The organism is Shewanella sp. SM29, from assembly GCF_025654245.1.
In the GTDB taxonomy this organism is placed as follows: domain Bacteria; phylum Pseudomonadota; class Gammaproteobacteria; order Enterobacterales; family Shewanellaceae; genus Shewanella; species Shewanella oncorhynchi.
Genome location: NZ_JAKKRN010000003.1, coordinates 97,586 through 119,994, shown reverse-complemented (window position 1 = coordinate 119,994; position 22,409 = coordinate 97,586). Strand labels below are relative to the sequence as shown.

Annotated in this window: 18 protein-coding genes; 10 read left to right on the top strand and 8 right to left on the bottom strand. The window is 46.2% G+C overall.

Annotated elements, in window-relative coordinates; genetic code table 11:
* Positions 1 to 2,742 (top strand): family 20 glycosylhydrolase, encoded by a 2,742-nt coding sequence (locus L5L77_RS02965; protein WP_263221999.1) that lies wholly within the window; start codon positions 1 to 3, stop codon positions 2,740 to 2,742.
* A 194-nt stretch (positions 2,743 to 2,936) separates the two neighbouring features.
* Positions 2,937 to 3,179 (top strand): hypothetical protein, encoded by a 243-nt coding sequence (locus L5L77_RS02960; RefSeq protein ID WP_006080930.1) that lies wholly within the window; start codon positions 2,937 to 2,939, stop codon positions 3,177 to 3,179.
* Between the two features lie 129 nt (positions 3,180 to 3,308).
* Here L5L77_RS02960 and L5L77_RS02955 read toward each other — a convergent pair whose 3' ends face one another.
* The 3 genes from L5L77_RS02955 to L5L77_RS02945 all read right to left on the bottom strand — a co-directional run bounded on the left by L5L77_RS02955 (position 3,309) and on the right by L5L77_RS02945 (position 5,218).
* The gene (locus tag L5L77_RS02955; RefSeq protein ID WP_263160708.1) at positions 3,309 to 3,818 is read right to left on the bottom strand and encodes a YgjV family protein; all 510 of its coding nucleotides are present in this window, start codon (positions 3,816 to 3,818) and stop codon (positions 3,309 to 3,311) included.
* Positions 3,819 to 3,956: 138 nt separating this feature from the next.
* A complete protein-coding gene (locus tag L5L77_RS02950) occupies positions 3,957 to 4,568 on the bottom strand; it encodes a Crp/Fnr family transcriptional regulator (protein ID WP_219253582.1) in 612 nt (203 codons plus the stop codon).
* Positions 4,569 to 4,591: 23 nt separating this feature from the next.
* Entirely contained in the window at positions 4,592 to 5,218 is a 627-nt protein-coding gene (locus tag L5L77_RS02945; protein WP_131525338.1) for a fumarylacetoacetate hydrolase family protein, read from the bottom strand.
* Positions 5,219 to 5,425: 207 nt separating this feature from the next.
* Here L5L77_RS02945 and L5L77_RS02940 point away from each other — a divergent pair, with 207 nt between their 5' ends.
* Positions 5,426 to 7,453, top strand: a complete 2,028-nt coding sequence (locus tag L5L77_RS02940) for a methyl-accepting chemotaxis protein (RefSeq protein ID WP_263221996.1) — start codon at positions 5,426 to 5,428, stop codon at positions 7,451 to 7,453.
* 19 nt (positions 7,454 to 7,472) lie between these two features.
* Here L5L77_RS02940 and L5L77_RS02935 read toward each other — a convergent pair whose 3' ends face one another.
* Complete coding sequence (locus tag L5L77_RS02935; RefSeq protein ID WP_028760658.1) at positions 7,473 to 8,486, bottom strand: succinylglutamate desuccinylase/aspartoacylase family protein; 1,014 nt, start codon at positions 8,484 to 8,486, stop codon at positions 7,473 to 7,475.
* A 124-nt stretch (positions 8,487 to 8,610) separates the two neighbouring features.
* The gene (locus L5L77_RS02930; RefSeq protein ID WP_198572063.1) at positions 8,611 to 9,189 is read right to left on the bottom strand and encodes a MarR family winged helix-turn-helix transcriptional regulator; all 579 of its coding nucleotides are present in this window, start codon (positions 9,187 to 9,189) and stop codon (positions 8,611 to 8,613) included.
* Between the two features lie 230 nt (positions 9,190 to 9,419).
* Between L5L77_RS02930 and L5L77_RS02925 the strand changes: the two genes are divergently transcribed.
* The gene (locus L5L77_RS02925; RefSeq protein WP_263221994.1) at positions 9,420 to 10,625 is read left to right on the top strand and encodes an MFS transporter; all 1,206 of its coding nucleotides are present in this window, start codon (positions 9,420 to 9,422) and stop codon (positions 10,623 to 10,625) included.
* A gap of 98 nt (positions 10,626 to 10,723) precedes the next feature.
* Here the strand turns inward: L5L77_RS02925 and L5L77_RS02920 are convergent, their stop codons facing one another.
* Entirely contained in the window at positions 10,724 to 11,287 is a 564-nt protein-coding gene (locus L5L77_RS02920; protein WP_011790067.1) for a PhnA domain-containing protein, read from the bottom strand.
* Positions 11,288 to 11,421: 134 nt separating this feature from the next.
* The gene (locus L5L77_RS02915) at positions 11,422 to 13,641 is read right to left on the bottom strand and encodes a TonB-dependent receptor (protein ID WP_263191336.1); all 2,220 of its coding nucleotides are present in this window, start codon (positions 13,639 to 13,641) and stop codon (positions 11,422 to 11,424) included.
* Positions 13,642 to 13,976: 335 nt separating this feature from the next.
* On the opposite strand from L5L77_RS02915, the gene L5L77_RS02910 reads away from it, so the two are divergent.
* The gene (locus L5L77_RS02910) at positions 13,977 to 14,690 is read left to right on the top strand and encodes a DUF2461 domain-containing protein (protein WP_263191334.1); all 714 of its coding nucleotides are present in this window, start codon (positions 13,977 to 13,979) and stop codon (positions 14,688 to 14,690) included.
* A 95-nt stretch (positions 14,691 to 14,785) separates the two neighbouring features.
* On the opposite strand, the gene L5L77_RS02905 is transcribed toward L5L77_RS02910, so the two are convergent.
* Positions 14,786 to 15,382 carry a TetR/AcrR family transcriptional regulator gene (locus tag L5L77_RS02905; protein ID WP_219234247.1) on the bottom strand — a complete coding sequence of 199 codons (597 nt, stop codon included), beginning with the start codon at positions 15,380 to 15,382 and terminating at the stop codon, positions 14,786 to 14,788.
* A gap of 196 nt (positions 15,383 to 15,578) precedes the next feature.
* Between L5L77_RS02905 and L5L77_RS02900 the strand changes: the two genes are divergently transcribed.
* The 5 genes from L5L77_RS02900 to L5L77_RS02880 all read left to right on the top strand — a co-directional run bounded on the left by L5L77_RS02900 (position 15,579) and on the right by L5L77_RS02880 (position 22,392).
* Positions 15,579 to 16,205: a glutathione S-transferase family protein gene (locus tag L5L77_RS02900; protein ID WP_263191333.1), complete on the top strand. Its 627-nt coding sequence runs from the start codon at positions 15,579 to 15,581 to the stop codon at positions 16,203 to 16,205.
* Positions 16,206 to 16,283: 78 nt separating this feature from the next.
* A complete protein-coding gene (locus tag L5L77_RS02895; RefSeq protein ID WP_014610189.1) occupies positions 16,284 to 16,952 on the top strand; it encodes a glutathione S-transferase family protein in 669 nt (222 codons plus the stop codon).
* Between the two features lie 238 nt (positions 16,953 to 17,190).
* The gene (locus tag L5L77_RS02890; protein ID WP_263191332.1) at positions 17,191 to 18,582 is read left to right on the top strand and encodes an RsmB/NOP family class I SAM-dependent RNA methyltransferase; all 1,392 of its coding nucleotides are present in this window, start codon (positions 17,191 to 17,193) and stop codon (positions 18,580 to 18,582) included.
* Between the two features lie 288 nt (positions 18,583 to 18,870).
* Positions 18,871 to 19,032 carry a hypothetical protein gene (locus L5L77_RS02885; protein ID WP_006080915.1) on the top strand — a complete coding sequence of 54 codons (162 nt, stop codon included), beginning with the start codon at positions 18,871 to 18,873 and terminating at the stop codon, positions 19,030 to 19,032.
* A 237-nt stretch (positions 19,033 to 19,269) separates the two neighbouring features.
* Positions 19,270 to 22,392, top strand: coding sequence for an NAD(P)-binding protein (locus L5L77_RS02880; protein WP_263191331.1), 3,123 nt, complete (start codon positions 19,270 to 19,272; stop codon positions 22,390 to 22,392).
* The last annotated feature ends 17 nt before the right edge of the window (positions 22,393 to 22,409 follow it).

The following is a 22,409-nucleotide window of genomic DNA, read 5'->3' as shown; positions in this document are numbered from 1 at the left end:
GTGAAAGGACTAATAAAACAAAGAGGGATGATTAAGTGGCAGGGGATTAAGACGGCCTTAGTCAGCGGCGTCATGGCAGTGCTTCCCGTGGCGTCGGTGCTTTCAATACTTGCGATGCCATCAGTACAGGCCGCCAATGCTGTGCAGGAGGCAAATCATGTCGCGCTGAATCAATTGGCCGATAAGCTCCAATTAAATTATCAGCTAACCGCTAGTTATCTTGAAACCTGTCCCGCTAAAGAAGCCCAATGCTATCGCTCCGCCATTGAGCTGACCTTGCCCACTCAGCTATCGAACGACAAGTTATCCAGCGAAGAGTTAAATCACGGCGACTGGCAAATTTATTTCAGCCAATTATCCCCCGTTTATTTCGTCGATGCGGGTGACTTTAGCATTGAGCATATCAATGGTGATTTACATAAAATCACTCCTAAAGCCAGCTTTAAGGGCTTCGTCGCCAATCAAGTTTATCGCATTGAGTTTTACAGCAAAGGCAGCCAAATCACCCGTTCCGAGTTTATGCCAAACTTCTTTGTCGCTATGGGCGATAAGGCGCAGGTCATAAAGAGCACTCAAACAAGGCGCGATAAAGAAACAGGTTTAGCCGAGCAAGACTACCTCGCGCTTTTTAATGCCGAGAAACAATTCTTACTGGCAAAAAACGATGCAACCCCCTTTGCCGATGGCCAGTATTTAGCAGAGCAATATCAAGCCTTAGCCGCAGACAAAGCACCTGACATTAGCGGCAAACTCATCCCCACGCCACTTCATAGCCAAAGCCTAAACTCGGCGCCTTTATCCCTTGCTAAAGGTTATCGACTCACGGCTGCAACTGTCGATTTTAAGGGACGGCAGGCGGCATTTAATTACCTCGATTCTTTAGGCTTTTCGGCCAAGGACAAAGGCACGCCGCTATTATTGCAACTCGATACTCAAGCACCTAAGGTCGCCAGCACTGAAGCCCATGAAAGTGAAATTAAAAGCAGCGAAGCCTATCGGTTAACCATAACGACTGAGCAAATCAGTATTCGAGCGAGCACTGAGGCGGGACTCTTCTATGGCCTACAGAGCCTAGCTGGGTTGATCAGTTTAAGTGACGATCAACTGGTCGCCATCGATATTCAAGACCAGCCTCGCTACGCCTTTCGCGGCCTACATATCGATTTAGCCCGTAACTTTCACTCGCTCGATTTTATTAAACGCATTATCCCACAGCTCGCCGCCTATAAAATCAATAAGCTGCACTTGCACTTAGCCGACGATGAAGGCTGGCGTTTAGCCATCCCCGGCTTACCTGAACTGACCGATGTGGGTGCAAAACGCTGTTTCGATTTAACCGAGCAAACCTGTTTATTGCCACAACTGGGCAGTGGCATAGCGGACGTAAACCCCGTCGATGGCTACTTAACCGTGGCGCAATACCAAGCAATATTACAACTGGCTGATGCTCACCATATCGAAGTGATCCCTTCACTGGACATGCCGGGGCATTCACGCGCCGCAATAAAATCCATGGAGGCGCGTTATCACCATTACCTCGCCAAGGGAGACAAAGCTAAGGCGGAGGAGTTTTTACTGACTGAATTTGCAGATAAAACCCAATATTCGTCGATTCAGTATTACCACGACAACACACTCAATGTGTGTCTGCCGAGCACCTATCACTTTATCGATACTGTGATTGATGAAGTCAAAAAAATGCACCAAGCCGTAGGCATTCCTTTAGTGCATTACCACATAGGCGCCGATGAAACTGCGGGCGCTTGGGTAGAATCCCCTGCATGTATCGCAATGAAGCAACAAAAAGCCGATGAGTTAGCCGGACTGCATTCGCTCAATGGTTACTTTATTGAGCGCGTTGCTAACATGCTGGCGGAGAAAGGGATTATTGCCGCTGGTTGGAATGATGGCATGGGTGAAGTGCGCCCCGAAAACATGCCAGCCCAAGTGCAATCTAACGCTTGGTCGCAGATTTCAAACAACGGCCATCAAATCGCCCATAAGCAAGCAAATCTTGGCTGGAAGGTCGTTATCTCAACGCCAGAAGTCACCTATTTCGATTTCCCCTACGCTAGCCATCCAGATGAGCGCGGCAATCATTGGGCCTCGAGGGCAATAGACAGTTTTAAGGTGTTTAGCTTTATGCCCGACAACCTGCCCGCCCATGCCGAGCGCTGGCACAATAGCTTAAATCAGCCATTTGTGTCGGACGATAGCCACAGCCAGCTCAAACCGGGACACAGTTTTTACGGCTTGCAGGGGCATCTTTGGAGCGAAATGGTGCAATCGGACGAGCAAGCAGAATACATGTTATTCCCGCGCATGGTCGCCCTCGCCGAACGGGCATGGCATAAGGCGCCATGGGAATTAGCCTATGATTATCAAGGTAAAATCTATAGTCAGCAAACTCAACATTTCGCCCGCCAACTCAAGGGCCAAGCCGAGCAAGTCCTCAAACAGGATTGGCAAATTTTCACCGCGGTTTATGCCAATAAGGTACAACCTAAGTTAGCTAAAGCGGGAATTTTCTATCGCATATCACCGCCTGGGATACGTGTTGAACATCAGCAGTTAGTGGTCAATAGCTTATATCCCAATGCCGAGTTGGAATACCAACTCGACTCAGGACCTTGGCTAAGCTACCGCCAAGCTTTCAAGCTTAATGATGTCAAACACATCCGCGCCAGAGTCAAAGATGGCGCACGTTACTCTCGCCCATCGACTTGGCAAAGCTCCCTCTAATCGTTCATCGCACAATGTCGGCCATCACATGTGATGGCCGATACGTTAATTGACTATTAATACCACTGGTCGATGGGTTAAGCATGAGCTTACATTGAAGCTTTTCAATAACAGCGCAACTCAGGCTATAATCTCGCTATTCGCGATAACACTCTCGTGATAACACTTTATCAAGCCTAAGGATCTGCCAACCGATGACAACTGCTTCTACTAGCCCCTTTGCCGTGTTAAACCAAACCACAGCAACCTCGTTTAATGAACAGAAAAATCTGATTAAACGGGTATTTAAAGGTAAGCCAGTGCAATGTCCTAGCTGTAAACAGACACTTAAAGTGATATTGCCAGAGCAGGCAAAAGCAGAACAAGCGGCAGGGATCTACTGTGCTAAAGGCTGCACAGATATCGAACTGGATATGGAAGCCGTCGCGGGACTCTAATCATTCCAGAGCCAACCCACACTGGCATTAGCTTCACATCGGCGGCCAAGCGACGATTACAACAGTCCCCAGTGATTAGCCGTTATAAAATATAATATCTCTAATTATCAATGAGATTATTTAAACTGATCACGGCAGTTGCTTAAGCTGCCCACGAAAATAGTGTCGATAATAGCCCACCAAATTACTGCCAATAAAGAGTACCTCCATTAACACTGCCACAGGCGATCCCACTAAGGCATTGTGAACGAGCCAAAAACTGGTTCCGACTATCATAAGCAGTCTGAGATTTTTATCCCTTTGACAGAATGCGGCGCGGGTTTGAAACAAGGTGCCTATACAACTGATCACAGTCGTTACCCCATTAAAGGTCACAATGCTCATCACAAGTGCAGCAATAGAGAAACACCATAGGGCTACTTTTGAGGTGGTAAAAATACTGGTCAGATAACGCACTGTGGCTATGCCCATTAAGCCTGCGGCAGTCCATTGCTCCAACAAACAAAAATGAATTGAAATCAAGATGCCAGACACAAAAAGGCAAGCGACTATCCGCTCCCGCGCCTTAAATTGAAACGAAATCAGATCGAAGATAATTGCTATCGCCACCAAAATTTGAGACAAAGTAAACGCAGTCAACTTATTAAGCTCCTTCGCTTTAAGTAATAATGCGCACTCAGATTGAAAGCTTACAGACTTGAGAGCGCAACTTAAAGCGCAGCATCATGGGAATCGCGCTTTAGCGCATTAACTTAAGTTAACTGGGAGCAAAAACCGTTAAAGAGAGTCTTGAAGTCGTCTACGCATACGCGACAAACTGATTGCCGTAATGCCAATATAATTAGCTAGCTGACCTTGGCTTAACCGCTCAAGCCAAAGTGGTGAATGTTCGCGTAAATACAGATAACGTTGCTCAGGTGTGTGCAGCAGTAAAAAGGCTTCCTTTTGTTCTTTATACAATAATTGCTGTTTAAGTAACCCAAGTTGCACTGACTGCAGCGAAGTATCATCCAACACAGATAACGGCATTTGGATAAGTTTACAGGTGCTTAAGGCCTCTAATTGGTAACGAGCGGGAATTTGCTTAAGCCAACTGACATACAAAAAACACAGTTCACCCTCGAAATAAAACTCCTTACAGCGCTCTGTGCCCTCCTGTGTATAATGGCAAGCGCGCACGATACCATCCACCACAAAATATGCCTGTGACTGCTCATTTCCTTGGCCAAGAAGCACCTCTCCCGCCGGCACGTTTAACGCTTTAAACTGTGGTAAGTAACGTTCAACAGCAGCTTGACTCGCCCCTAACGCAATCAAATATTGTTGCAGTGGCTGGCAAGTTGGCACCTGCAATACAGCAGTCTTTTTTACGTCATCAGGTTCAATCATGCGAGCAACTCAGCGATTTATCACTAAACACTTAACCACTGCCATTCGAGTAAGGGTTCAGCACTCGCTTGCAGGCCACGGCTCAGCGTGACGTTAAATACACTTTTAGCGGGAATGCTTCCCACGCCCTTGGGCGTGCCTGTCATTACGATATCGCCCTCATCGAGACTGATAAATGCCTGTAGCTCGGACAATATGGTCTGAGGTTTGTAAATCATTAAATCGATATGCCCCTCTTGGACCAAGTTATCGTTGATACTCAAGGTGAAATGCAGCTGTGCCTCTGCATCATCAATCGCCACAAACGGACTGAATAACGCAGCACCATCGAAGGCTTTTGCTCGCTCCCAAGGTAATCCCTTAGCTTTTAACTTAGTTTGCAAATCACGTTTTGTGAGATCTAAACCGACGGCGACGCTACTGAAACGGCCATTTTGAAACATAAAACACAGCTCGGTTTCATAATGCAAGGTTTCCCCTTGATGCTCAGAATGAAGCACAGTCGAAATAGCCGAATTGGGCTTTAAAAATACCACCATATCCTCGGGGATTTCGTTACCTAATTCATGGATATGCTCAACATAGTTACGCCCAATGCAGAGAATTTTTGTCGGTACGATAAGGTTTTCACCTAACACGACTGATTTCATCTTTAATCCTTTTCAAGATAGGGTTGAGATTATTTTAAATAATAAAACCAATTAGTTAACCTAAATTAAATCTAAACGTTCAATTGAACTAATCACTGTACTTATGACGAACTCTGCTACACTTAAATCAATATTTCAACGAAAACAGCGATCTAACCATTAATAAACCCATTTTACAGGGACAGTCATAGAAGAGGTTTTCGCACTATGTTAACGCTTACCATAAAACAAAAAATCATCTTTAGTTTTAGTGCAATTGGCGCGCTGCTCATCGCTGGTAGTAGCTTTTTCTACTATTCACTCTCCCAAGTGCAAACCGCCTATCAAAATATTGAAACCTTAGCCGTACCCGTGCAAAAGCAGAGTAATAGCTTACAACTAGTGCTATTAAAAATGTCACGCCTTGCCACCCTAGCCCATAGTCAGCAAGACACTGCCGCCTTAACCAAAAGTCAGCAAGCATTTACCGCGCTGCAGAAGAAATATCAAAGTATCGAAAATGAGTTAATTGAGCGAGTTGCAGATCAACCTAAGATGCAAACATCCCTAAACGAAGCGCAGGCAAGATACCAAGCCTATTTGCAGCAAAGCCAAGCCATGTTTAGCGCTAAACTCGCCAATGAACAAGCAAAACGGCAGTACCTGCAACTCTTTGAGCGCTTTAACCATGCCAAGACCAACGCCAGTAATGCGATGATTGATCTCGAAACTCTTTCCATCCCCGATAATCCGACTTTACTCGAAGAAATTGTCGGCACAGGTACTCGCATTGACGACATGCTCTATACGCTAGCCAACACTATGGGGGAACTGATCCACACTCAAAGTTTGGATGTTATTCAATCGCACCAACAGGATGTCGGTATTTTACTGGGAAATCTCACCACTAACTTTACCTTTTTAAAACAACAAACTGATGGGCTTGATACCTTAGGCCTACTGCAAACATTCGAGCAAGAATATGCGATTATCAATACCTTACTCGCAGCGCCTGCCGAACTTTATAAAGTGCAACAAGCCGTAGTTGAGGCACAACAACAAGCAGAGCAACATTACCTCGATGCCGATAAAGAGTTTAATGCGAATAATCTCGCCTTAGATAAGTTAATCAACTTAGCCGACCGCCGATTTACCAGCCTGCAAACCATCGCCAGTAATGATATTCAACAGGGTCAAACCCTAGCGATTGTACTCGCACTGGTATTTATCATCATGGTGAGCTTTATCTCTTTCTTCACCTCCAAGGCTATGCTCAATCCCTTAGCCTTAGTGAACGGCGCACTCGCCAGTATCGCCCAAGGGGATTTATCTAAACGCATTCATAAACGCCATAACGATGAATTTGGTGCCCTAATCGATAACATGAATACCTTGAGTGACGATCTTGCCAAGCTGTTAACCAATATCAGCCAAAATGCCCATTCATTGGACAGCTCTGCCACGCAAACCAATGAGCAAGGCCAGCGCATCGCCAATGCCGCAACGGCGCAAATCAGTCGAGTCGATGAAACGAAAGCCTTGGCAGAACAGATGTTTACTAGCTCAAATCTAGTGACAGAACAGGCCAGTGAGTCGGCGAGACAAATCAGTCAAGCCTCGAAATACGGTAATCAAGTGAAGCAAATTGCCGATGATAATCGCAATAAAATTGCCGAACTGAGCGCCCGTTTAAGTAGCTCAGTTGAAGTCATGTCTCGCTTGAGCATTCAAAGCGATAATATTGGCAGCATTTTAACCACCATTAGCAGCATTGCCGAACAAACCAATTTGCTGGCACTGAACGCCGCCATTGAAGCCGCCAGAGCGGGGGAACATGGTCGTGGTTTTGCCGTCGTGGCCGATGAAGTGCGATCACTTGCCTCACGCACCCAAGCCGCCACCGCCGAAATTCAAACCATGATCACGGCCCTGCAAAAAGAAACGTCCACGGCAGCCGATGCAATTACTACGGGGCAAAATCAAGCAAATGAGTGTGTCGGACAAAGCCAAACCCTGCAGGATGCTATCGCTCACATAGAAAGCACCTTACATACCCTCAATAAAATGAGTCTAGAGATCACCCACGCCGCCCACGAGCAGTTAGATTACAGCCAACGGATTGAGTCGAGCATGAGTGAGGCGGCACAATCTGCAGACCAAAATGCCAATGAAGCTATGGACATGGCCAAACGCAGCAACGAAGTCACTCTGCTTGCCCATTCACTCACCTGCTCAGTAGAGCGATTTAAATTGTAGGGATGATGGGACCTAGAATCTAGGCATATTCCATCAGGAATTCATCGAGCTGTTCGTTGGCAATTTCAATCTCGTCACCTTCGAACTGGGCGATATGAAACATCCCCTCACCTTCGTTAGTCACAGGGATATTACTTATTCCTATGATAATACCGTCGGTTGGCGCGCGAATGGCCACACTGTCACCGCCGTGAGGACTAACGATATGGGCAATGATATAACCCTTAGTCACCCGCTGGCCGAGTTTAAGCTTCATATTCACTAAACCATCGGATTCACTGCGCACCCAATAACTGCGAATAGCACTGACACTCGCGCCTTTGTTACTTACTCGCCCTTTAAGCATATCTAAACTGCGCATCACATTGAGCACGCCCTTGAGACCGGATTTTATCGACAATTCACTGAAACGCAGTGCCTCGCCCGCCTCGTACAAAATACACGGAATGCCCTGCTGGTTAGCGTAGCCCCGCATCGAAACACTGCGCGCTTTAGAATGCATAATAAGCGGCGCACCAAAGGCATTCGCCATGGCGAGCATAGTCTCATCATTAGTATCACAGCGAATTTGCGGCAAATTATCCCTATGGACGGCCCCTGTATGTAAATCAATCACATGGGTTGCATGAACTAATAACTGAGTGGCAAACAGATTAGCTAAACGGCTTGCGAGCGCCCCTTTGCTAGAACCAGGAAAGCAACGATTTAAATCACGACGATCGGGTAAATAACGGGATTGCTGAATAAAACCAAACACATTCACTATTGGCACCACAATTAACGTGCCCGTCAGATTCTTGGGATTCACTCTGGCTAATAAACGCCGACAAATTTCGATACCATTGAGTTCATCCCCATGAATGGCGGCACAAACCAGTAAAGTCGGGCCAGGTTTGGCTCCGTGAAACACTTCCACATGAATATCAAGTTGCGTATCGGTATACAACTTAGCGGCAGGCAGCTTGATCCCTAATTGCGTCCCAGCTGTGACTCGTTTTCCCGCTAATTCAAATGCTTCACGTCTTTTTACCATGGCAACTCCCTTGTTCTATCAAATGTTATCCCGCGCGGTTGGCTCATGTTTACCGCATTTTGCCAAAGTGATCCGCTATTACATATCAGCCGACTTTAAAGACTAAAGTGGGATTTTAAACGAATTATTGCGGCTCAAATTGGTTCAGCCAAGATTTTAAAATCTGCAGTAACACAGGCCTATCTTCAGCACTCACGCCCGCGAACAACGCACTTTGACATTGAATATGCTGAGGTAATGCCTTATCAATGAGCGACTTACCCTCAGCAGTTAACGAGACATGGACGGCGCGGCGATCTTCCTTACTGTGCTCCCGCTCAATCAGCCCCTTATTTTCGAGTCTGTCTAAACGACTGGTCATAGCGCCAGAACTTAGCATCATGCTCTGATAAAGTTGCGAAGGCGAGAGTGTGAACGGCTCTCCCGAGCGCCTTAACGTCGCGAGCACATCGAACTCCCCCTGACCTAAGCCAAATTCGGCGTGGCATTGCAGCAGTACCACTTCGATATATTTCGTTAAACGAGCGATTCGCCCGAGCACAGCCATAGGGATCAAATCCTCAGTAACCCCTTGCTGTTGCCACTGTTCAACAATTCTATCGAGGCCATCTTCTTTAGTATTCGAATCCGCTTTCTTTTTATCCGTAGAACTCGCGTTAGTATCCGCAGGACTGGCATTAGTTAGCGTCATTTTAGCTGTCATAGGTTTATCTCAATATAAAGATTCTTTACATCATTCTTTACATCTTAGTCATTTTCTCGCAGAATTAAAATATCTTTATATCAAGATACATCTGAAAGAGATTCTTTTTGAATTGTAGTGATGTGGTTTCAACCTACTGTTGTTGAAAGGAAATCATCATGAGTATGCTAAATGCTGCTACAAATCACTTTTTCAGCAAATCAAACTCAGCTTATTTTTGGAGACAATCCATGCGATCCCCCCTGACAGAGAAAGTGAATTTATTGCTGCTCGGACTCGCGTTCATCCTTATTGGTCTAAATCTACGGCCCATTCTCGCCTCCGTTGGGCCTTTACTGCCCAGCATACAAAAGGATATCAGCTTAAGTTTTACCTTAGCATCTATGCTGACATTGCTGCCCGTGCTCGCCATGGGACTGGGTTGTTTTGTAGGCTTTAGTATCGCCAAACGCTTAGGATTCAATACCGTAATGACAGGATCATTGCTACTGCTGATCGCCGCTACTGCAATGCGATTCTGGACAATAGATGCCAATTGGCTTATCTGCTCGGCATTACTGGCAGGGGTCGCAATCGCCCTCATTCAAACCATAATGCCCGCCATGATTAAGCTTAATTTCGGTGAACGGGTGCCCTTAATGATGGGGCTTTACGTCACCGCCATTATGGGCGGCGCCGCATTAGCGGCGAGTAGCGCGCCTTTTATCGAGATGAACTTAGGTTGGCGCGCGGGTCTAGGTCATTGGACTTGGCTAGGCATATTCGCACTCGTGCTGTGGCTCCTGATTAAACATAAAGCCGCATTACCGAGCCAAGCAAAAGAGCAAGCTTTGCAACTTAACTTTTGGCGTTTTCGTCGCAGTTGGCTATTGGCGATATTTTTTGCATTAGGCACAAGTTGTTATGTCTGCGTACTTGCATGGTTAGCACCCTACGCGGTCGAGCTAGGTTATAGCCAAACTCAATCTGGATTAGTGTTAGGTTTTTTAACCAGCATGGAAGTGATCGCGGGCTTAGTGTTTCCTTGGCTTGCCAGCAAGTCGACGGATAGACGCGCCATCATAGCCCTACTCTGCTTGCTACAACTCATTGGCTTTATGGGACTGGCACTCGCCCCTCAAGTATCGCTATTTTTATGGGCGGGACTTGCAGGATTAGGTATTGGCGGGATTTTTCCACTCGGGCTGATTGTCACTATGGATCATCAACAGAATCCTATGTTAGCAGGTAAATTAACCGCCTTCGTGCAGGGTGTGGGATATACCATAGCGGCTATCTCGCCTTGGATTGCCGGATTAATTCGCGATAATTTCAACAGCTTTAACAGTGCTTGGTTATTACTCGGTGGCTTAAGTGTGATCGCGTGGATATTATCTTGGCAATTTAATCCGCAGGGCTATGCACGCCAATATCAAATCACCCGCTGTGTATCTTAACCATCTAATTTAAAATAAAAAAACCGCCATGTCGGCTAACGATCATGGCGGTTTTTATTGTGTTGAGCTAAATAAATCGCGCTCACACTAAGCGAAACTTAAGACTTTTTAACGAAGCACGTCAGAATCACAATACGAGTACCGTTAACGCGGCCTTCGATATGCTCTGGGTTGTTGGTCAAAGCAATGTTACGCACAGCTGTGCCACGCTTAGCCACAAAGCTAGTGCCTTTCACGTTTAAGTCTTTGATGATGACCACAGTATCGCCAGCATTGAGCACTGCACCATTACTGTCTAACGTTGGCGTAGCATCGTCACCTGCTGCGGCAACTTCGGCATCACCCCACGCTTTTAAATCGTCTTCAAGATAAAGCATATCCAGCAAATCTTGCGCCCAGCTTTCGCCATTTAAGCGCTTAAGCATACGATATGACATCACTTGAACTGCCGGTACAGGACTCCACATGCTGTCATTCAGACAACGCCAATGGTTCATGTCCATGGTATCCGGTGCCGCAATTTGGCCACTGCAGGTTTCACAAATCATGATCTCATTGTCACGGCCATCGGAGGCTGGCAGATCATAAATAGAGAGTTCAAGCTCGCTGCCACACAGTTCACACTTGCCGCCACAGCGACTTAGCAATTCATTTTCAGTCATTTTTCTGTTCTATATGCCTAGTAAAACGCGGATTATGCCATAAACTGGCATTTTTCGGCAGGGGGCTGAGGCAATATAACCCTATTTTTTATGAGCTATATATGCCTAGTCCACACAGCCTTAGTGATTAGTCTTTAAAATTCATAGGCTAAACTCAAACGAACATCACGCCCAGCTGCGGGGATCCCATCGGAGAGAAACGGCACCACTTGCAGATCCGTAAGATTTTTTACCATCAAACGCACACTTAATCCCTTTAAGATGGCTTGAGGTTCATAGGCGAGATACACATTCTGTAGGAAGTAATTTTCGCTTGGCGACTCGGCATTAAAGATATCACCGTGGGGAACATTGGTTTGCGCATCATACCAAGCGCCCTGCCAAGCGATAGAAATGTCATCTGTGATATACATGCCTAAACGCAGACGAATATCGAGCGGGGCTATGTTAGCTAAATATTCATCGTCATCTTGGCTATCTCTGAGTGACCCATTGTGCTGTCCTTGCAGCCATGAAACCGCAAGATCACTGAACACATCTTGATAGCGATATTGGGCTTCAAAATCGGCACCGTAAATATGGTAACCATCAAGATTTGTATAACCACTTTGAATTAACTGGGTTTTATCAGACTTAGCTCCGCGGCGCTGGGCAATATCATCACGACCTAAATTGGCAAACAGGGTGATTTGCGTCGACAAAGCATCCTCATTGGCAAGTACATGCTGATGCTGCGTCATTAGGCCTAATTTGAAGGCATGTAAGCGTTCGACATCAATGTCGCGACTCGTGCCGGTAATGCTGGCTTTAGCGTATTGCACGGCATAAATCTCATCCACCACAGGGGCTTGCAAGCTATAAGCGTAATCAAAGTTTAACCGAGCGTGATTTGTCAGTTGATAATCTATGCCTAATCTGGGTGAGAACCCCGAATGATGGGTTGAGCTATAGTCATGGCCCGCAGCAATATCATTGTAATCTGGTGCAATATTGGGTCGACCTATGCTGTAGATAAAGTCATATCGCAGCGAGGGAGTCACAGTTAAGTCATTAGTAAGATGAATTGCATCGCGAATATAGGCAGCATAGGTATCTTGACGGCCTTCAGGTTGGTAGTAAGGTGTGTACCAGCCAAAGTTTTTCTCGGGATTTGTTTCATAACTTTTGTTAAACACGAGCGAAGTGCGGTCGAGACTACGGTACTGTAATCCTGTGGTGATCTCATGGTCACCAATCAAGCTCAAGTTGTTAATATCAATGTAGTCACGTTTATAGTCTAGCCAAGATTCGTGACCGAAGTTGCCTACGGAAACCGTCATTTTCTCCCACGCGATATCGGGTCTTACCCAGTGGCGTGCATTCGCCGAATGGGAAATCACCACTTGGGTATCGATCAGGGGATTACTCGGCGAATAGCGATAATTTGCCGACCAAGTGTTGTCTTCATAGGTGTTGTAGGCGGTTGTGGCATACAGAGCCTGCTCGTAGGAACCGTACTTTTTAATGTTGTAGTCCGAAATTGCAGGCATAGGGCCACGGCGGTTAGCCCAAGGTTTGCGGCCCTCATCAAGATAATGGGTCACGCTCAAGGCTAATTGGTGATCGCCCTGCGCGTAATCCATCTTACCTAGGTAGTTATTTTGCTCATAACCTGAATATTCAAACTCTTCACCATTGGCTAAAGTGACATCCCCCGCATCGCGACGCGTAAGATGCAGCAAGCCAGATAGATGTGAATTCACGCGGCCATAAACTGTCCCCGTATAACCCATAGCGTCATTATTGCTGGCGTAGCTGGTTTTGACTCGCGCGCCAAGGGATTGATCATATTTAAGAAAATCATCAGCCGATTTAGTGACCACATACATGGCACCACCAAAACCGCCATTGCCCGAGCGCACATCATGGGCGCCTTTGATCACTTCCACTCGTTTGATGAGGTCAGGATCGAGGAAAAATGAGCCGTAGCGATACTGCTCAAATCCCACCGGAGCATTATCCACATAAACGTTAAAATCTTCAGTCTCGCCAAAGCCCCAAATATTAATCCGCTCACCGCCGCTGCGGGTACCGCCATCGATATGCGCCCCCGCCATATCATCGATCACTTCGGCGAAAGTTGTCGCCTGCATCTCCTCGATTTGATCCATGGAAATAATCGCTTCACCGGGTTTAGCGACTGTGATAGCCCTGCGATATTGCTGCCCATGAACCTGCAGGATCTCAATCGGCTCAACCTTAGGCTCGCCCAATACCTCAGCGGCGTACAACGGCATTGAGGGCAATATACATAATCCCATAAGCGACAGATTTCTATTCGCTTTCCACTTATCACATTTAGGCAGGCAACCCATTCAACGTCATCCTATTAACAAACCAATCTAAAAATAGGGCGGCATTATAGGCACTAACGAACAAGATAAGAATAGTTCTCACTTAGCTTTACGTGTAAATAACCGACTTATTGAAAACAAGGTAGAAGCGGCACAATGCAAAAATTTAAGTGAAGATCTTGCCGAAGGATGGCAGTATTGGCACCCAACTTGACAGTCTTAACTATCGTGTTTTAACTATCGTGAGAAGAACGGGCAGGCGATACGGAAGGATATGTCAGCAACTCACCTTGCTCCTCAATCGGCATTAATACTGCTTGTGCTCGGTTTATCTGCATTAATAAGGTTCCCTGATAATGGCCACTCTAACAACTAAAATCCCCATCGCGACTGGTGCAACGTTCAGCGCGGCGAGCCTGCAATTTTTAAATCAACTGGCACAAAACAACTCCCGCGACTGGTTTAAAGCCCATCAGGCGGAATACGAAGAAACAGTGCGAACGCCTGCACTGCAGTTTATCGAGCAAATGCAGCCCAGTATCCTCGCCCTCTCGCCTAGGCTCACTGCCGTACCAAAAAAAGTCGGCGGCAGCTTGATGCGTCCCCAGCGAGACAGCCGTTTTAGCAAAGATAAAACGCCCTATAAAACCAATGTCGGCATTCAATTTCGGCATTTTCAAGGTAAAGACGTACATGCCCCGGGACTGTATCTACATATTGCCGAAGATGGCTGTTTTATTGCAGCAGGGATTTGGCACCCAGAATCAAAAGCCTTAAATGCCATTCGCACTTGTATTGATGAGAACCCTAACGGCTATAAAAAGGCGCTACAGACCTTACAAGGTCATGGATTTAATATGGATGGCGACAGCTTAACTAGACCACCAAAGGGATTTGATAAAAACCACCCTATGCTGGCAGAGCTAAAACGAAAAGATTTTATCGCAGTTAAAAATATCGCCTTTGAGGAACTCTGCCGCCCAGATACAGCCAGTTTTTGTGCCGAGCAGTTTGCATACAGCACTCAACTGATGGCCTATCTGTGTTTTGCGCTAGACTTGGACTTTTAGAAATAGACTTTTAAAAATAAACTTTTAAAAAATAGATTTCTAAAAAATCATGGCCTAGGCAAAAACCTAGGCCAATCAAACTATGTCATTTGCAGTTATGCCGTCTGATTAGCACTCAAACTACGTAAATAGTCTTGCAATACAACAAATGCATTGTCTAACAACTCATATTCGCCCGCCTTGCCTAACACTCTAATCCCTTGTAATTGCAGCACTAAAAAAGCAGCAACTTGATGTGGTTGCACATGGGCTAATAGCTCTCCACGCGCTTGGCAAACTTGTAACACTTGGGTGAATGAGGTCTGTAATCGACAAAATAATCGCTGACATTCCTGCAGCACACTTTCATCGTTAAGGCTCTTTTCGAGCACGGCATTTTGCATAAAACAGCCGTACTTTTGCTCCCGCTGCAAAGCAACAAAGCGCGCTAAATAAGCTTCTATTTCAGCCAAGCCCGCTTTTTCATGCAGCAAAGTATCTGAAGCGCCAAAAGAGTAATGATCAAGGTAAAAACGGAGGCACTCGCGGTAAAGATTCTGCTTGTCGCCGAAACTGTTATAGAGACTAAATCGATTAATGCCTAAATGGCCGACGAGATCGGAAATCGAGGTTTCGGCAAAGCCCTTTTGCCAAAAAAGCTCCATCGCCAATATGAGTTTTTCTTGCCGATCAAAATTACAACTCCGTGCCATAGCCTGCGACCTAATCTCTTGAATACGCGTTCACGATCAGCTTCACCATTCCTCTTTACTACAGAAAGTTGAGGGGTAAATCATTCTTGACTGTTCGTTTAGATATAGCGTAAATTCTAACCTAACCGAACGTTCAGAAAAAGCCTTATGTGCCCGAATCGAGCATAAAGCACTGATAAAAACTACAGGACTTTAGATGAAACTCTACGAATTAGCTCCGACTCCCAGCGCACGCCGCGTCAGTATTTTTCTTGCGGAAAAAGGCATAGAAGTGCCAAGAGTGAACGTCGATATCCGTGGAGGAGAAAATTTAAGCGCCGAGTTTAAAGCCAAAAGTGTAAATGGCCGCATTCCACTGCTCGAACTCGATGATGGCAGCTACCTGTGTGAATCTGTTGCCATTTGCCGCTATTTAGACGAAATCCACCCGAGTAAGCGTTCACTGTTTGGTAATACACCGCTTGAGCGCGCCAAAGTAGAAATGTGGCAACGCATCATAGAGTTACAAGGATTAATGGTCGGGTTTCAAGCCTTTCGTAATTTAAGCGGTGTCTATAAAGACAGGGAAAATTGTGTCGAGTCTTGGGGCGCAGAATCACGCCAAAGGGTCATTGACTTCCTACCAACCTTAGACCAACAATTGAGCAAGTCACCCTTTGTGGCAGGCGATGCATTCAGTATTGCCGATATTTCGGCTTACGTTTTTATCAGTTTTATTAAAAATTTAGACATCGAAGTGACTGATAACTTGCCGCATCTCAAGGCTTGGTTCAACACTATGGCGCAGCGTCCTGCCATAGTATCGTTAACCCCTAAAAAATAGCGGCGCTAATGCCTGATGATGAATATTCATGGGCACTAAAGTGAGTAGCTATAAGCATTATAACCTAAAGGAATCATCATGATAGATTTATACACAGCCGCGACCCCTAACGGTTTTAAAATTTCCATCGCACTGGAAGAAATGGGACTTGAATATCGCGTCCATAAATTAGATTTCAGCACCAGTGAGCAAAAACAGCCAGAGTTTATCGCCATCAATCCCAATGGTCGCATTCCCGCCATTATCGACCGCGATAACGAGGATTTTGTGGTATTCGAATCGGGTGCGATTCTGCTGTATCTCGCCGAAAAAACAGGTAAATTCCTGCCAGCCGACCCGAAAAAGCGCTCACAGGTGATCCAATGGTTAATGTTCCAAATGAGCGGCGTCGGCCCCATGATGGGACAAGCCAACGTATTCTTTAGGTACTTCCCTGAAAAAATCCCCGCAGCCATTGACAGGTATCAAAAAGAAGGTCGACGTTTATTCGAGGTTATGAATACTCAACTAGCTACAAATCAATACCTTGCTGGTGACGAATACACGATTGCCGACATCGCAACTTGGCCTTGGGTGCGGATCCACGAGTGGAGCGGCATCAATATGGAAGGTCTGACACATTTGCAACGTTGGTTAGATGAGTTAGCACTCAGACCCGCGTGCCAAAAAGGCATAGTCACGCCACCACCGGTGGAAATGAGTGATGAAGAACGGGCTAAGCAAATCCAAAAGATGGTGACGAAATAATCACCTTCCAAGCGGTAATTGAGTGATAGTCTGCAAATAACCCTTTGGTACTGAATGCACTATAAGTCTCAGTGACTCAACCACAAAAAGCCCCGCAAGTTGATGCGACTTTGGGGCTTTTTTTCTGCCTGTTATCGGGCAAAACTGCTACACTCTGCGCCACTTATTTTTCCCCTCTGTTACAGTTATGCCTCCTACATAAGGCGCAGCCACAGAGAGCATAATTCAGGCTAAATTTATGGGTAATCCAAGCAGCTTCTCTTCCGGTATGGCATCTAACTCAGTCACATCATCGGCTTTAAATGTTCAGGCGAACACTCCTACGCAAAAACGTGCACTCAGTTACGCCAGTACAATTAAGCAATTATTCGATGAAATTCAAAGCAGTAAAATGCCCGCCGACCGTATTCTGGCCAACTACTTTAGAGAACATAAAAAACACGGCTCGAAGGACCGTAAAGTCATTCGTGAATCCTTATTTAGTCTGTTCCGCTGGTGGGGGTGGTTTCAGCGATTAGGCGATCAGCAAGAATCTGCCGTTTATTTTGCCAGCCTAAGCGCCAGTGCCCTATTGGAAGCCCATGCTTGGCAAGATATCGCCAACGCTTGGCATGAGTTATCGCAATCGCCCATCGATTATCAGCAAGCTCAAGCACTTGCCGTTGAAAGTCTCGACGACAAACTCACGCTAATGCAGCATTTATTTCCCGCGACTGAGTTTAAACCACAGGATTTATTACCCGACTGGTTCTGGCAAGTGTGCCCTGTAGATACGGCGCAGCAAACGCAATTAATTAATGCTATGTCTAGTCGCCCACCGATTTGGGGACGCGCGCAAGGGATCACTAGCCAAGATGCGGCGGCGCAGCTGCAAGCGATAGGTATCGATGCTAGTTATGGTCATTACTTTAACGATGCGATTAACCTTGGCAATAAGAGTATGAATCTTAATGAAATCGCCCTGTATATAGACGGTAACATCGAGATCCAAGATTTGGCTTCACAGGTCATAGGGCAAATTTGCGCGCCAGAACCCGATGCCCATTGGTGGGATGCCTGCAGTGGTGCCGGCGGTAAAACCCTGCAACTGCGGTCTTTGATGCTGACCAAGGCTGCTGATACTCAAACACCCTCTACGGGCAGCATTATATCGTCAGATATTCGCTCCAATGCCCTAGAAGAACTCACTAAACGCGCCCAAAGAGCTCACTTTAACGGTATTAGCGTTGCCCGTTGGAAGAGCGATGCCCTGCCGGTATCTGCGGATCATTTCGATGGTGTGTTAGTCGATGCCCCGTGCAGTTGTACTGGCACTTGGCGACGTAATCCTGATATGCGTTGGTTGGATGGTGTTGAAGCCGTGGCCGATAAAGCCGCGTTACAGCTCGATATTTTAAGCCGCAGTAGCCGCGCAGTTAAAGCGGGCGGCGTACTCGTTTACGCCACGTGTTCCCTGTCGCCGCTCGAGAACCAAGACGTGGTGACGGCGTTTTTACAGCAACATCCAGAGTTCATGCTCACGCCAATACGCAATCCTTTTACGGGTGAACAAACAGAAATGTTGACCGTATGGCCCTTTGAAGCGAATAGTGATGGTATGTTTGTCGCGCGTATGCTGCGCAACAAGTAACACTAACTCATTATTTTGTATCAAAACTTGGCGCCTTTCATTCTGGGCGCCAGTTTCAATCATATAATATAATTTCCGATGATAATTACACTTATCCTTTAATTATCATAAGGATAATCCACATATTCCCCATTGAAATCTCAGATACGGCCATTTCAGTGGCAAGATATAGCCTTTGGACAAAACTTTTCACCATCAGTGATGAAATATTTCGCTTTAGCTTCATCTCACCTTTGGGTAAAAAGATCGGGTGCTGCGAATGGCACAGGTATTTTTGGAATTTTGACCATGTCACACTCCTATGAATTTGACGACGATGATGCGCCATGGGGCGATAACGTCAAAGGTAAGCAAAAGAATAAACGCGTGAAACAGCGCCGCAGAGATACTAAGCGACGTTACTCGGACGATAATACAGAGGTGGATTTCTACCAAAATAAATCGAAGTAACTAAATCTAAGTACCCTTGCTCTCACGGGTTTGTTTTACAAATTCGTTCTGTGCTAAACCTGCCAAATCTGAGCAAGTTGGATAATATCCAACTTGCTACTCAACCCCGTTATCCCCTATCAAATACTTAATCACTCCAGTGTAAAATCAATGGGCTTAATTGCTTATTTGCCCTATGCTTTTTGGGCTATAACTCCCAAATCATTGGACTTACACTGAAATTTAAGGATGAACGCCATGGAAAAACAGCGCCCCGACTTTATTTATCCCCAAGGCAGTATGTTGATGCACTCGCCCTTAGTGCTAAATAAAGCCGATATGTACGGTTTTTTTCTTAAGGGGAAACAGGAAAACCTGCAACGCTCTATCGATAAAACCCTGAATCAAGTTGCCGGTAGCGCAATGTATTTTAAGGTGCTGTCTCCCTACGTACTGACAACCTTCACTCAAATTGAAAAAGCATATTCCGCTTATCCAGAGGACAGAGCTAAGGGCTGGATCCAAGAAACGGACATCATCACTTGGGTCATGGTCGGGCGCCAAGATAGCAGCGACAGTAAACAAATCAGCCAAGTGTATTTTCAGCCGCTACACATTTGGGTGAACGATGCCATGGCCTTAATTAATGGCAGAGAACTCTTTGGTTATCCTAAGTATTTATGTGAATACACTATGCCAGCGGTTGGCGAGCCTCTGACGCGATTATCCCTTGAGACCAAAAGTTTTTTACATTTCTCACCCGAAACCGAACTTGCCCTGCATCCATTAATTGAAGTGAATTGCAATGCCAAACCCGAGGCACAGCTCTCAACCCTTGAAGCGATAACCCAAACTTGGCAACTCTTTAAAGAACAAACCGATTTTATTCCAGAACTTGACCAGCTTGGCGAAGAGCAGCTATTTCATCTGTTATTTAAACCCGCTATCGATCAAGTATTTCTAAAACAGTTCCCCGACTCGTCAGGGCAAAAAGCCATTTATCAAGCCATCGTTGCCGCGCCAGCCCAAGTGAATAAAGTGCACAGTGTTGCCCTGCTAAAAAATGATTTTGTCGCGACCATTTTTGATAATGCCAGCTTCCCGTTAAAAGATACGCTCGGGGTCGAGATTGGTGAGCAGCACGTTTTACTCCCTTACCATGTGAACTTCGATTTTGAAGTGCCGCCCGGCGAGGTATTAGTCGATAACTCCGAAATCAAAAAACAGAAAATAGCCATTCTCGGTGGAGGTGTCGCGGCAATGACAGCAGCCTGTTATCTAACCGATAAACCCGGCTGGCAGAATCAATATGAGATTGATGTCTATCAACTCGGCTGGCGTATCGGTGGTAAAGGGGCAAGTGGCCGCAATGCCGCTATGGGGCAACGCATCGAAGAACATGGTTTACACATCTGGTTTGGTTTCTATCAAAACGCGTTTGCCTTAATGCGCAAAGCGTATGAGGAATTGGATAGGCCAGCAAACGCGCCGCTTGCGACTTTTTTTGATGCCTTTAAACCCCATAACTTCATCGTCTTACAGGAAGAAGTTGATGGCCGTTCTGTAAGTTGGCCAATCACTTTCCCAATGTTACCAGGCATCCCAGGTGATGGCACCGAAACCCTCACCTTCTGGAAAGTCGTTAAAGTCGCCTTTGCGTGGATCAAAGAATGGCTCAAAGACATGGATGACCTGCTCGATGCAGATGAAAATGCCATGGGAACACCTAAAAACTGGCTCGATAGCAGCTGGTTTGAACGCTTAAAAGATAAGTTAGAGGATTCGGTCGAAGATGCCAAAGAATCACTCGACGCGCTCGGTGATAAGCTTGAATGCCATTTTAATCAAATGATTGGCCGCGAGTGCGATGAGCATGTACACAGTGAAAGTGACGATGGTTTTGTAGAATCGGCCGTCGATGCCCTGCATCAAAGACTCGTGAAACGTTTTAGCGGACATTTAGATAATAATGACGAACTGCGCCACTTATATATAGCCGCCGATCTGGGGCTCACGATCCTCAAGGGCATGTTTGCCGACGATGTGTTTGAGAAAGGCTTTGACGCCATCAATGGTTATGATTATCGCGAATGGTTAACCAAACACGGCGCCAGCCTTAAGTACACAGTCGACAGTGCGCTAGTGCGCGGTTTTTACGACTTAGTGTTTGCCTATGAGAAAGGCAACTTCGACAAACCTAATGTCGAAGCGGGCACAATTATCCGCGCTATGTTGCGTATTGCCCTGTGCTATCAAGGTGGCGTGATGTGGAAAATGCAGGCCGGAATGGGTGATGTGGTCTTTACGCCTTTCTACGAAGTACTCAAACGCCGCGGAGTCAATTTCCACTACTTCAATCGAGTTGATAATCTCGAATGCCGTAATCAAAGTATTCAAGCGATTGAGATCACTGAGCAAGTAGCTCTGGCGCCGACTGTCACAAACTACGATCCCTTGGTCGATGTTAAAGGTCTCGCCTGCTGGCCGAGTACGCCCAATTATGAGCAACTTGAGCCTGAACAAGCTGCGCTGCTCAAAGCCCATAATATCAATCTTGAACACTTCTGGAGCGATTGGGACAGCGTATATGAAACGCACTTTGGGAAAGCCCTACCGAAAAAGCGCTTAGTCAAAGGTGTGGATTTCGACAAAGTCATCTTCGGTCTTTCCATAGGTTCTGTGCCCCATGTGGCGAGTGAAGTCATGGCACAAAGCCCAGCCCTCAAGCTTTGCGTTGATAAGGTGCAAACTGTCGCCACTCAAGCCTATCAACTGTGGATGAACCAAGATCTGAATGGGATAGGCTGGCCTAATTACTCTGAAGATGGCGAGGAACCCGTATTATCGGGCTTCACCGAACCCTTCGATACTTGGGCATCAATGAACCAACTGCTAGACAAAGAAGATTGGCGCGGCTTAGAACCTAAAAATGCCAGTTACTTTTGCTCGGCATTGCCTGTCGAGGCCTATCCACCAAGCTCGGATGTAGATTTCCAACAACGGAAAACCTTAGAAGCAAAAGCGGGTGCTATCCATCAACTCAATACCGAAATCCATAAACTTTGGCAAAATGTCGGTGATAGCTTCCCTTGGGAATGGTTACACGATGAACATGACCGTCAAGGTGTTGCCCGTTTCGATAGCCAATATTGGCGCGCAAATGTAGACCCATCCGAGCGTTATGTCTTATCGGTTAAAGACAGCTCGCAGTATCGCATCACGACGGATGGCACAGGGATAGATAACCTGTATATGACGGGCGATTGGATAAAGACAGGCCTTAATGCGGGCTGCGTCGAAGCGGCGACGATGGCGGGAATGCACACTTCAAAAGCGATATCGGGTCATCCTGCGGTGATTAAGGGCGAAAAAGACTTCTAAGCTCGTCCTTAAATCTA

Excerpts from the sequence above, each read along its gene's own strand:
- L5L77_RS02960 (WP_006080930.1), top strand. The coding sequence starts at position 2,937 with ATGACAACTGCTTCTACTAGCCCCTTTGCCGTGTTAAACCAAACCACA.
- L5L77_RS02950 (WP_219253582.1), bottom strand. The coding sequence starts at position 4,568 with ATGATTGAACCTGATGACGTAAAAAAGACTGCTGTATTGCAGGTGCCA.
- L5L77_RS02945 (WP_131525338.1), bottom strand. The coding sequence starts at position 5,218 with ATGAAATCAGTCGTGTTAGGTGAAAACCTTATCGTACCGACAAAAATT.
- L5L77_RS02940 (WP_263221996.1), top strand. The coding sequence starts at position 5,426 with ATGTTAACGCTTACCATAAAACAAAAAATCATCTTTAGTTTTAGTGCA.
- L5L77_RS02935 (WP_028760658.1), bottom strand. The coding sequence starts at position 8,486 with ATGGTAAAAAGACGTGAAGCATTTGAATTAGCGGGAAAACGAGTCACA.
- L5L77_RS02930 (WP_198572063.1), bottom strand. The coding sequence starts at position 9,189 with ATGACAGCTAAAATGACGCTAACTAATGCCAGTCCTGCGGATACTAAC.
- L5L77_RS02925 (WP_263221994.1), top strand. The coding sequence starts at position 9,420 with ATGCGATCCCCCCTGACAGAGAAAGTGAATTTATTGCTGCTCGGACTC.
- L5L77_RS02920 (WP_011790067.1), bottom strand. The coding sequence starts at position 11,287 with ATGACTGAAAATGAATTGCTAAGTCGCTGTGGCGGCAAGTGTGAACTG.
- L5L77_RS02915 (WP_263191336.1), bottom strand. The coding sequence starts at position 13,641 with ATGGGTTGCCTGCCTAAATGTGATAAGTGGAAAGCGAATAGAAATCTG.
- L5L77_RS02910 (WP_263191334.1), top strand. The coding sequence starts at position 13,977 with ATGGCCACTCTAACAACTAAAATCCCCATCGCGACTGGTGCAACGTTC.
- L5L77_RS02905 (WP_219234247.1), bottom strand. The coding sequence starts at position 15,382 with ATGGCACGGAGTTGTAATTTTGATCGGCAAGAAAAACTCATATTGGCG.
- L5L77_RS02900 (WP_263191333.1), top strand. The coding sequence starts at position 15,579 with ATGAAACTCTACGAATTAGCTCCGACTCCCAGCGCACGCCGCGTCAGT.
- L5L77_RS02895 (WP_014610189.1), top strand. The coding sequence starts at position 16,284 with ATGATAGATTTATACACAGCCGCGACCCCTAACGGTTTTAAAATTTCC.
- L5L77_RS02890 (WP_263191332.1), top strand. The coding sequence starts at position 17,191 with ATGGGTAATCCAAGCAGCTTCTCTTCCGGTATGGCATCTAACTCAGTC.
- L5L77_RS02885 (WP_006080915.1), top strand. The coding sequence starts at position 18,871 with ATGTCACACTCCTATGAATTTGACGACGATGATGCGCCATGGGGCGAT.
- L5L77_RS02880 (WP_263191331.1), top strand. The coding sequence starts at position 19,270 with ATGGAAAAACAGCGCCCCGACTTTATTTATCCCCAAGGCAGTATGTTG.